General features: G+C 69.2%; 8 protein-coding genes. 5 read left to right on the plus strand and 3 right to left on the minus strand.

Features of this window, described 5'->3' with window-relative positions; all coding sequences use genetic code 11:
- Nucleotides 1-222 precede the first annotated feature (222 nt).
- From ACIHAO_RS40450 to ACIHAO_RS40460, 3 genes are all read right to left on the minus strand, one after another.
- Nucleotides 223-1656, minus strand: coding sequence for a flavin monoamine oxidase family protein (locus ACIHAO_RS40450; protein ID WP_396567209.1), 1434 nt, complete (start codon nt 1654-1656; stop codon nt 223-225).
- 142 nt (nt 1657-1798) lie between these two features.
- Nucleotides 1799-2623 (minus strand): NAD-dependent epimerase/dehydratase family protein, encoded by an 825-nt coding sequence (locus ACIHAO_RS40455; protein WP_396567211.1) that lies wholly within the window; start codon nt 2621-2623, stop codon nt 1799-1801.
- A 35-nt stretch (nt 2624-2658) separates the two neighbouring features.
- Nucleotides 2659-3474 (minus strand): IclR family transcriptional regulator, encoded by an 816-nt coding sequence (locus ACIHAO_RS40460; protein WP_396567213.1) that lies wholly within the window; start codon nt 3472-3474, stop codon nt 2659-2661.
- A 154-nt stretch (nt 3475-3628) separates the two neighbouring features.
- Between ACIHAO_RS40460 and ACIHAO_RS40465 the strand changes: the two genes are divergently transcribed.
- The 5 genes from ACIHAO_RS40465 to ACIHAO_RS40485 are packed head-to-tail and all read left to right on the plus strand — an operon-like array spanning nt 3629 to nt 10012.
- Entirely contained in the window at nt 3629-5140 is a 1512-nt protein-coding gene (locus ACIHAO_RS40465) for a sodium:solute symporter family protein (RefSeq protein ID WP_396567215.1), read from the plus strand.
- 46 nt (nt 5141-5186) lie between these two features.
- Nucleotides 5187-6131 carry a 5-dehydro-4-deoxyglucarate dehydratase gene (locus ACIHAO_RS40470; protein WP_396567217.1) on the plus strand — a complete coding sequence of 315 codons (945 nt, stop codon included), beginning with the start codon at nt 5187-5189 and terminating at the stop codon, nt 6129-6131.
- Nucleotides 6132-6133: 2 nt separating this feature from the next.
- Complete coding sequence (locus tag ACIHAO_RS40475; protein ID WP_396567219.1) at nt 6134-7390, plus strand: glucarate dehydratase family protein; 1257 nt, start codon at nt 6134-6136, stop codon at nt 7388-7390.
- 4 nt (nt 7391-7394) lie between these two features.
- On the plus strand, nt 7395-8540 hold the full coding sequence (locus ACIHAO_RS40480; protein ID WP_396567221.1) for a hypothetical protein: 1146 nt from the start codon (nt 7395-7397) through the stop codon (nt 8538-8540).
- A 14-nt stretch (nt 8541-8554) separates the two neighbouring features.
- Nucleotides 8555-10012, plus strand: coding sequence for an aldehyde dehydrogenase (NADP(+)) (locus ACIHAO_RS40485; RefSeq protein ID WP_396567223.1), 1458 nt, complete (start codon nt 8555-8557; stop codon nt 10010-10012).
- Nucleotides 10013-10135: the final 123 nt, after the last annotated feature.

The following is a 10135-nucleotide window of genomic DNA, read 5'->3' on the forward strand; positions in this document are numbered from 1 at the left end:
GTCCTCCATGTTGCGAAAAGCCTTACGGGCTCCCGAATCCTGGGACGTATCGGTCGGCCGCCCGGTCAACTCGGCCGATGTCCGTGAAGGCCTCCTTGAGGGACCCAGGGTCCCTCAAGGAGGCCTTCACGGACTTCGGGATCCGTCAGGCAGACTCAAGGCGGTAGTGCCGCGCTACCAGGGTGTTCGGCCTTCGCCCGGGCCGTTCGTGCTCTGGACGCTCTACTGGTTCTCCACTTCGTTCGGCACCTGCGTCCCTCCTGCCTGCGAGTCCAGTCCAGCCGTCAGCTGACACCGGACGGCCTGGACGATCGCGTCCGCCGCGGCTTCGCCCGATCGGACCGCGCCGTCGATGTAGCCGTACCAGCGCGCCGAGGTTTCCGTTCCCGCCCAATGGATCCGGCCGACAGGGGCGCGCAGTGCGGAGCCGAGTCGCGTCCAGGCACCGGGCGGGAACACCGCGGAGTAGCCACCCCGGGCGAACGGTTCCTCGTTCCAGTTCCGTTCGACGAAGTGCACCGGCGTCGCGGCCCGCGGGCCGAACAGGCGGGCCAGTTCGCCGAGGAGGATCGCGCGGCGGTCGGCGGAAGAGCGGGTGGCGAGGTCTTGGGCGGAAGCGCCGGTGACGAAGCCGAGCAGTACGCCGCGCCGGCCGGACGGCGGGCTGCTGTCGACGGTCAGCGCGATCGGGCCGCGCAGGCTGAGGGCGGCGCCGGTGAGGCCCGCCGACCGCCAGAACGGTTCCGGATAGCCGGCGACGCATTTGATCACGCTGCCCATGGGCAGTCGCTGCAGCAGGTTGTCGCGTGCGGACGGCAGCGGCGGGTGGTAGACCAGCCGCGCCGCGAGCGGGGGAGGAACCGCGACCACCACGTGGCCTGCCCGCCAGGCGGTGCCGTCGTCGACGGTGACCACGACACCGGAATCGCCGTGCTCGATCCGCCGGACCGGCGCGTCGAGCCGCACCGCGGTGCCCAGCCGGTCGGCGAGCTTCGTGGCCAGACCGAATGCCCCGCCGTCGAGCCGGTCTTGCTGCGCGCCGCCTTCGACGTCGGTCAACGCCGACAGGTCGCCGCCGGACTTCACGTAGAACAGGGCGTGCAGCAGCGACAGTTCACTGGGTTCACAGGCCCAGATGGCCTGGCAGGCAAGGGTGAGGAACCGGCGGCCGCCCCGAGTCCTCGCCGTGCGGTCGATCCAGGATCGCAAGGTCCGCCCGTCGAGCGCGGTCGCGTTCGGGCTGCGCCACGGTGCTTCGGTGTCGATGGTGCGGGCGAGCTTGTCGAGCCGATACTGAGCCTGCGCGACATCGAGCAGCGCCGACGGGCCGAGTTTCGGGACCATGCCCCGAAAACGGCGCAACCGCCCGCTCTCCGTCCGAAGCAGGTTTTCGCCGGCCGTGTACGTCGGGATGGTGGCCACACCGAGTTCCGCGGCCAGCGCGTGGACCCGGTCCTGGCCCGGTCCGATGAATTGGCCGCCGAGGTCGACGATCTCGCCGTCGACCTCGACGCCGGCCGTACGGCCACCGACTTGAGGGCAGGCTTCGAGAAGAAGGACTTCGACCCCGCGTTCACGGAGCCGGTGGGCGCAGACGAGACCGGCCATACCGGCACCGACCACGACCACGTCGAAGTCAGGATGATGGTGGGACACTTGACCTCCTGGGTGTGTTGGTCATGTCCGCGACGCGCGCGGACACACCAGCGCACCCACCTGCCACCATGGCGCTGACTTCGGTTTTCAGTTGTGCGCGTGGATCATTCCCGGCCGCCGCCGGGGATGTCAACCGACGCGCTCAGAGCGGGTTGTGCGCCCCCAGCGGCGCGGTGCAGAACGGCCCGCCGACGTACTCCGCCGCGACGCCGGTCGGCGCGGGCTTGTCCGCCAGCTGATCCGCGTAGGTCTCCGCGTTGTCGAGCGATTTGTAGCCCAGCGCTTCGGCTTCGGCGAGCGAGTAGACCCGGCGCGTGTTGTCCGAGACGCCCCAGATCAGCCGGTAGCCGGGGGAGGGGTAGCTCAGGCAGGCCTCGAACAGGCGGGCGCCATCGTCGGGGGAAAGCCAGGTGGTCAGGCCGCGCGGGCCGAGGACGAGCGGGCTTTCGAAACACGAGCCGATCCGGATGACGATCACGTCCATGCCGAACCGTGAGTGATACAGGCTGCCGAGCGCTTCGATGGTCGCTTTGCTGACGCCGTAATAGGTGTCGGGCCGGGGCGTGGAGTCGGCGGGGAGGCCGTCTTCGCCTGCTTCGTCGTTGCGGCGGAAGCCGACGGAGTGGTTGCTGGAAGCCAGGATCACGCGCGGCACACCGGCCGCCCGCGCGGCTTCGAGGACGGTGTGGGTGCCGTTGATGTTGACGTCGAGCGTGGCTTCCCACGAGTTCTCGCGGCTGTGCCCGCCGAGGTGGATCAACGCGTCGACGCCTTCGCACGCCTTCGCCATCGCCTCCGGGTCGGTGACCGAGGCGGTGATCAGTTCGACGCTCTCGCCCGCTTCGGCTTCGGGCTGCGGAGCCAGGTCGAGCAGCCGCAGGATCCGCCCGGAACGGCGCAGCCGCGACCGCATCAGGGTGCCGACGATGCCCGCCGAGCCGGTGATCAGGACGCGCTGGTCTGCCATGGGTGCCCCTTGTCAGTGGAAGAAGTACGGGTCGGTCAGCGGATGCCGGCGCGGCGCAGTTGCTGGCCGAGTTCCGCGGTGATTTCGGCGAGGAGTTCGCCGACGCGCTGGGCGTCGGCGTCGGTGACTTCGGTGACCGGCATGGAGCAACTGATCGCGTCGGTGCCGGGGATGCGGTACGGGATCACGGCCGCGACGCATCGGACGCCGAGGCTGCCTTCCTCGATTTCCGCCGCATAGCCGCGTTCGCGGGTCTTCGCGCATTCGGCGTGCAGCACTTCGGCCGTGGTGATGGTGTTCGGGGTCAGCGCCGACAGCTCCCCGGTCAGGAGCGCGTCGATCTCGTCGTGCGTCAGTTCGGCCAGCAACGCCTTCCCCAGCGCGGTCGCGTGGGTGGGCAGCGTGCGGCCGACACGGGAGACGAGATGCGTCGAGTGTCGGGACTCGCGCGTCTCCAGGTAGACGACATCAGTGCCCTCGCGGCGCGCGAAGTGTGCGGTGAAGCCGGTCTTCTCCCTGATCCGCTCCAGTGCCTCGGTCGCGTACGGGACGACCGGATCGCGGTCCAGGTACGCCGTTCCGCAGATCAGCGCGCGGACGCCGAGGCGGTAGCGGGCGGTGTTGGTGTCCACTTCCAGCCAGCCGGCTTCGAGCAGCGTGCGGAGCAGCCCGTGCAGGCTCGACCTGGGGAAACCGGTACGCGCGTGGAGATCCGACAGCGAGAGCCAGACGTCGTTCGCGGCGAAGGTCTCGATGAGATCGATCGCCCGCCTCGCCGATTTGACCCCGGCGGGTTCGGGCGCGGCGGCCGCGCCGTTCGCCACGGTGACAGCGGCTTCCTGCTGGGGCATCCGCGCTCCTCCATCCGGCCGTTGACTTGTGACTCCGGCCATATTAGCGTCCCGAACAGCGTTCTTATGGATGAACATAATCACTATAACAGACTCCGTTCATGGATGTGAACAGGTCGGGCTGGGCCTTCGTGAACGCGGAAAGGAGTCAGCGGTGCATTTGCTGGACTGGATCATGGTGTCCGCGTACTTCGCGTTGATGGTCGTGATCGGCTGGTGGTCGCACAAACGGATCCACGATGTGAAGGACTTCTTCACCGCGGGGGGCCGGATGCCCTGGTGGCTGACCGGGATCTCGCATCACATGTCCGGCTACAGCGCGGTGCTGTTCGTCGCCTACGCGGGCGTGGCCTATACGAGCGGGATCACCGTCTACTTCTGGGGCATGGCCAGCATCGGCATCGGCGTCGGTATCGGCAGCTGGCTGTTCGCCGCACGCTGGAACCGGCTGCGCTCGAAGCTCGGTGTGGCCTCGCCGCTCGAGTACCTGGCGAAACGCTTCAACGTGCCCACCCAGCAGGCGCTGGCCTGGAGCGGCAGCCTGCTGAAGATCTTCGACATCGCGGCGAAGTGGTTCGCGATCGCCACGATCCTCAACGTCTTCGCCGGAGTGGATTACACCTGGGGCATCATCATCACCGGATCGGTCACGCTGGCCTACTGCACCGTCGGCGGTCTGTGGGCCGACGCGCTCACCGACTTCGGCCAGTTCGTGATCCAGGCCATCGCGGCCATCGCCATGCTCTGGGTGGTGCTGGGCAAACTCGGCGGCGTCTCCGGTCTGTGGACCATGTGGGGCGATCTCCCGCCGAGCCACCTCAACCCGACCACGTCGAAGTTCACCACCGTCGTGTTGCTCGTGTACGTGCTGGTGAAAACACTGGAGTACAACGGCGGTATGTGGAACCTGGCGCAGCGCTACATGGCCGCGCCGGACACGCACGCGGCACGACGGGGCGCACGGCTCTCCTCGATCCTGTACCTGGTGTGGCCCCTGTTCATGATGTTCCCGATGTTCGCGGCACCGCTGCTGATCCCGAACATCGAGAACCCGGACAACGCCTACGCGATCATGACGACGACGTTCCTGCCGCCGGGCCTGATCGGGCTGGTGCTGGCAGGCATCTTCTCCCACACGATGGCGATGGTGTCGTCCGACGCGAACGCGATCTCCGCGGTCATCACCCGCGACATGCTGCCGGTGCTGATCAAGAAGACCCGGCGGTGGACCGAAGCGCAGGGTCTGCTGGCCGCCCGCATCACGACCGCGATCTTCATCGTGCTGACCATGGCGGTCGCCACGCAGGCCCCCAAACTCGGCGGTGTGCTCGGTATCGTGGTGCTCTGGGTCGCGGCCCTGATGGGCCCGATCTCGGTGCCGCTGCTGCTCGGCATGCTCCCGTGGTTCCGCCGCTCCGGCTCCCGCGCGGCGCTGATCTCGTGGGCGGGCGGTCTCATCGCCTACGCGATCGCCTACTACGGCTACAAGGCCACCCTCGCGGTCACCGTGTCGACGCCGATCCTGGTCTCACTGGCGCTGTTCATCGGGCTCGGCTACCTCATGCCCGAGCGCAAGGCCTCGACCGACGAGCTCATCGACACGATCGACCGCGACGACGACGTCCTACCCCGCAAGTCTCAGGACGGCACCACCGTGCCCGCCTGACCGGGCCCGAACCCGGGACCATCCACAAAGAACGAAAGAGAAATCCATGGCACAGCCCAAGATCGAGCTCGACGGCCTACTGGCGTTCCCCTTGACCCCCTTCACCGAGGGGCTGGAACTCAACCTCGACGCGTTCGCGGAAACCGTCGAGAGCCACGTGGCCGCCGGAGCCGGCGCGCTGTTCGTCGCCTGCGGTACGGGCGAATTCAGCTCGCTGTCCCCGGACGAGCACGCGGCGATCCTGCGTAAGGCTCGCGAGGTCGTCGCCGGGCGTGTGCCGGTGTGGGTCGGGGCGGGCGGCGGTGCGGCGACGGCCCGTGCCGGGATCGCGGCGGCGGAGGCGGGCGGCGCGGACGGCGTCCTCCTCCTGCCGCCCTACCTGGTCACCGGTCCGCCTGCCGGGCTGGTGGACCACGTCCGGTTCGCCGTCGGGGAGTCCTCGATCCCGGTGATCGTGTACCACCGTTCCACCGGTGTGTTCACCCCCGGCTCGGCCGTGGACCTCCTCGGCATCCCGTCGGTGGTCGGCATCAAGGACGGCTTCGGCGACGTCGAACTCATGAGCCGGATCATCACCACGATCCGTTCGGTCGACAGCGACCGTGCCCGGGATTTCCTGTTCTTCAACGGTCTCCCCACGGCGGAGGTCTCCGCGCGCGCCTACGCCGCGGTCGGCGTGGCGCGGTACTCCTCGGCCGTGCACTGCTTCGCCCCCGAGATCGCGGCCCGCTTCCACCGCGCGCTCGCCGAGAACGACGACGCGGTCATGGAGGCGCTGCTCGCCGGGTTCTATCTTCCGCTGGTGGCGCTGCGGGACGAGGGGCAGGGCTTCGCCGTGTCGCTGGTCAAGGCCGCCGCACGGCTGCGCGGGGACAAGGTCGGCTCCGTCCGGCCGCCGCTGGTCGAGCCGACCGCGGACCAGATCGCCCGGCTGGAGAAGATCGTCGACGACGGGTTCGCCATCCTCAAGTCCGTCGAGGCCGGTGCCTGAAGATGAAGGTTCTCGACGTCGTCCTGACCCCGGTCGCCTTCGCCGACCCGCCGCTGCTCAACGCCATGGGCGTGCACGAACCCTTCGCGCTGCGCGGTGTCGTCCAGCTGATCTGCGAGGACGGTGTGGTCGGCCTCGGCGAGTCCTACGGTGACCTCGCGTTCCTCGAACAGGTCCGCAAGGTGCTGCCGGAACTCAAGGGACAGGACGTGTTCGACCTCCCCGGCCTCCGCCGGAAGGTCGCCACGACGCTGGGCGAGGTCGTCTTCGCCGACGCGCACGGGCTCACCGGGGGCTTCTCCGTCAGCAAGACGGTCGCCAGCGTGTACTCCCTGTTCGAGGTGGCCGCGCTCGACGCGCAGGGGCACTACCTCGGCAGGCCGGTGGTGGATCTGCTCGGCGGCAAGGCCCGCGACGCCGTCGACTTCTCCGCCTACCTGTTCTACAAGTTCGGCGCCCACCTCGGCGCCGAGGAAGACTCGTGGGGCGAGGTGACCACGCCGGAGGCGCTCGTCGGCGAGGCCCGCCGGATGGTGGAGGAGTACGGGTTCCGGTCCATCAAGCTCAAGGGCGGCGCGTTCGACCCCGACCAGGAGATGGCCGGGATCCGCGCGCTGGCCGAGGCGTTCCCCGATCACCCGCTGCGCATCGACCCGAACGCGGCGTGGACCGTCGAAACGGGCATCCGGGTCGCCGAAGAACTCGACGGCGTCCTGGAGTACCTCGAAGACCCGACGCCGGGCATCGAGGGCATGGCGCGCGTCGCCGAGAAGGCGAACATGCCGCTGGCCACCAACATGTGCGTCGTGCGCTTCGCGGACATCGAGCCCGCGTTCCGGCAGCGAGCGGTCGGCGTAATACTTTCGGACCATCATTACTGGGGTGGCCTGCGGGACACCCAGGCGCTGTCCACCACGGCGGAATGCTTCGACGTGGGGCTTTCCATGCACTCGAACAGTCATCTCGGGATCAGTCTGGCCGCTATGGTGCACGTGGCCGCGGCGACGCCGCACCTGACCTACGCCTGCGACACCCACTGGCCGTGGAAGACGGCCGACGTCATCGCCCCGGGTGCGCTGGAGTTCGCCGACGGTGCGGTCGCGGTGCCCGACAAGCCCGGGCTCGGGGTCGAACTCGACCCCGACGCGCTGGCGCGGGCCCATGAAGACTATGTCCGAAGTGGACAGACCAAACGGGATGACGTGACCTATATGCGGAAGTTCGTCGGAAACTTCGAGCCGAACACGGCACGGTGGTGACAGGGTGAAGGTCACCGGATACGCCTACCCCTGGGACGTCGTCGACGATCCCGGGTTCGTCGAGCGCGTACGGGAACTGGGCGTCGACGAGGTCGCCGTCGCCGTGTCGTACCACAGCGCCCGCGCGGCGACGCCCTGGTCACCCGAGCGCACCTCGGTCGTCGCGCGCCACGCGGCGCTGTACCGGCCGGTGCGTGAGGAGGCGTGGGGTGAGCTGAGGCCCGCCGAGCCGGACTGGGTCGAAAGCCGCGACAGCGCGGGCGACGCCGTCCGGACGCTGAACGAGGCGGGTGTCCCTGCCGCGGCGTGGATCGTGCTGACCCACAACTCGCAGCTGGGCACGGAGTTCCCGGATCTCACCGTGCGCAACTGCTTCGGCGAGCGGTACCCGTGGGCGCTGTGCCCCGGCCAGGCCGCCGTCCGCGAGTACGCCGCGAACGTGGTCGCGGAGAGCCTCGCCGGGCTCGATTTCGCCACGGTCGTCCTCGAAGCGTGCGGTCCACTCGGCGCGGTGCACCAGCACCAGCACGAGAAGACCGACGGCGTCTGGTCGCCCGCGGTGGCACGACTGCTGTCGATCTGCTGCTGCGACGACTGCCTCGACACCTGGGCCGCGGCCGGCCAGGACCCGGCGAAGGCGCTGGGCAAGCTGCGGGCCGAGGTCAGGCGGCTGATCGACAGCGGCGACCTCCGCACCGGAGAGGACAAGATCCTGCCCACGCTGCGGCAGGTCCTGCTCGACACGCGGCAGAAGGCGACCGACGCGCTCCGGCGCGAGGTGCTCGCGAAGATCCCGTCCGGGCCCAGGATCGTGCTGCACGGCGCGATGGACCCGTGGGTCACCGGCGCGCTGCCGGGGCTGACGCCGTCGGCCCCGGACGACGTCGACGCGGTGGTGCTGCAGAACTGGGTACCCGGTCGCCCCAGCGTGGGCGCGGTCGCGACGGCACGGGCGAAACTGCCGTCGAAGGTCGCCGTCGGCAGCTACATCACCGCGGTGGCGGCGAGCCCGGTGCCCGACATCGAGGCCTACACCCGAGAACTCGGCAAGGCGGGCGCCACCGAACTGCACCTGTACCACCTCGGCCTCGCCGGCCCGGGGCGCTGGGCGGATCTCATCGCCGCCGTCAGCGCCGCACACGAACTCTAGGAGACGCAAGAAAAATGAGCCAGGCAACGGATCCCGCCACGCTCGATCAGATCCTCGCGGCCGCCGCCGATGCGGCGGGCACGGCGGCGGCCGCGACCCCAGCCCAGCGCGCCGGATGGCTGAACGCGGCGGCGGACGCCCTCGACGCGGCCGCCGGCGAACTGATCGCGCTGGCCAACCGGGAGACGCATCTCCCGGCTACGCCGCGTCTGCAGGGAGAGCTGAAGCGCACGACGTTCCAGCTGCGCCTGTTCGGCGAGGTGCTGGCCGACGGCTCGTTCCTCGGCGCCACCGTCGACCACGCGGACGCCGCCTGGCCGATGGGGCCGCGGCCGGACATCCGCCGGTTGCTCACCCCGATCGGTCCGGTGCTGGTGTTCGCCGCCAGCAACTTCCCGTTCGCGTTCAGTGTCGCGGGCGGCGACACCGCGTCGGCGCTGGCCGCCGGTTGCCCGGTCGTGCTCAAGGCGCATTCCGGTCACCCGGAGCTGTCCGCGCGCACCGGCGAGATCCTGCGTGCCGCGCTGGTCGACTCCGGTGCGCCGGAAGGGATCTTCGCGGTCATCCACGGCCAGCAGAACGGCGTCACGGCGTTGAAGGATCCGCGGATCCAGGCGGCGTCGTTCACCGGATCGGTCCCGGGTGGGCGCGCGCTGTTCGACATCGCGACCTCACGGCCGTCGCCGATCCCGTTCTACGGCGAACTCGGCAGCGTGAACCCCGTCGTCGTCACCCAGGCGGCGATCGAGGCGCGCGGCGAGGCCATCGCCAAGGGCTACGCGGGCTCGTTCAGCCTCGGTGCCGGGCAGTTCTGCACGAAGCCGGGGCTGCTGTTCCTGCCCGAGGGGCACGGTCTCGAAAACACGCTGCGCGAAGCCGTCTCGACGATCCCGGCGCAGCCGATGCTCAACGAACGCATCGCGGCCGGTTTCGCCGATGGGCTGGCGAAGCTGCGTGAGGTCGACGGTGTCGAGGTGCTGTCCGAGTCCGGTGGTGCGGAAGGGATCTCGCACGGCGCGACGCTGCTCGCCACGACCGCCAAGGCATTCCTGGCCGACGCCGACACCGTCCGCGAGGAGTGCTTCGGCCCGGCGTCGCTGATCGTCACCTACGCCGATCAAGCGGAACTGATCAGCCTGCTCGGGGTGATGGAACCAGGGCTCACCGCGACCATCCAGGGCGAAGAGTCCGATGTGGACTGGATCCGCCCGGTTCTCCCGTCGCTGACCAGGGTCGCCGGCCGGCTGCTGTGGAACGACTGGCCGACCGGGGTGACGGTCACCTGGGCGCAGGAACACGGTGGTCCCTACCCGGCGACCACCGCGCCGACCAGCACCTCGGTCGGCACCGCCGCGATCGAACGTTTCCTGCGACCGATCGCCTGGCAGGGCTTCCCCGACGCGCTGCTGCCGGAACCGTTGCAGGAGAACAACCCGTGGGACCTGCCCCGCAGGATCGACGGGAAACGCTAGAACCTCGTGAGTGGTGGGGGGGGGGGGTGTTCCGAGAAAAAAAACACCGAAAAACAAAAAACCCCCCCCAAAGAGTCGTAGTTTTTTATCCATTTGTTGGTGCGGGAAAGCGCGAAAAAGAGC

It is taken from the genome of Amycolatopsis sp. NPDC052450 (assembly GCF_044547565.1).
Classification (GTDB): Bacteria; Actinomycetota; Actinomycetes; order Mycobacteriales; family Pseudonocardiaceae; genus Amycolatopsis.

What these genes read in the sequence shown, in the direction of transcription:
- ACIHAO_RS40485 (WP_396567223.1), top strand. Translation starts at nt 8,555, where the DNA reads ATGAGCCAGGCAACGGATCCCGCCACGCTCGATCAGATCCTCGCGGCC.
- ACIHAO_RS40470 (WP_396567217.1), top strand. Translation starts at nt 5,187, where the DNA reads ATGGCACAGCCCAAGATCGAGCTCGACGGCCTACTGGCGTTCCCCTTG.
- ACIHAO_RS40460 (WP_396567213.1), bottom strand. Translation starts at nt 3,474, where the DNA reads ATGCCCCAGCAGGAAGCCGCTGTCACCGTGGCGAACGGCGCGGCCGCC.
- ACIHAO_RS40455 (WP_396567211.1), bottom strand. Translation starts at nt 2,623, where the DNA reads ATGGCAGACCAGCGCGTCCTGATCACCGGCTCGGCGGGCATCGTCGGC.
- ACIHAO_RS40475 (WP_396567219.1), top strand. Translation starts at nt 6,134, where the DNA reads ATGAAGGTTCTCGACGTCGTCCTGACCCCGGTCGCCTTCGCCGACCCG.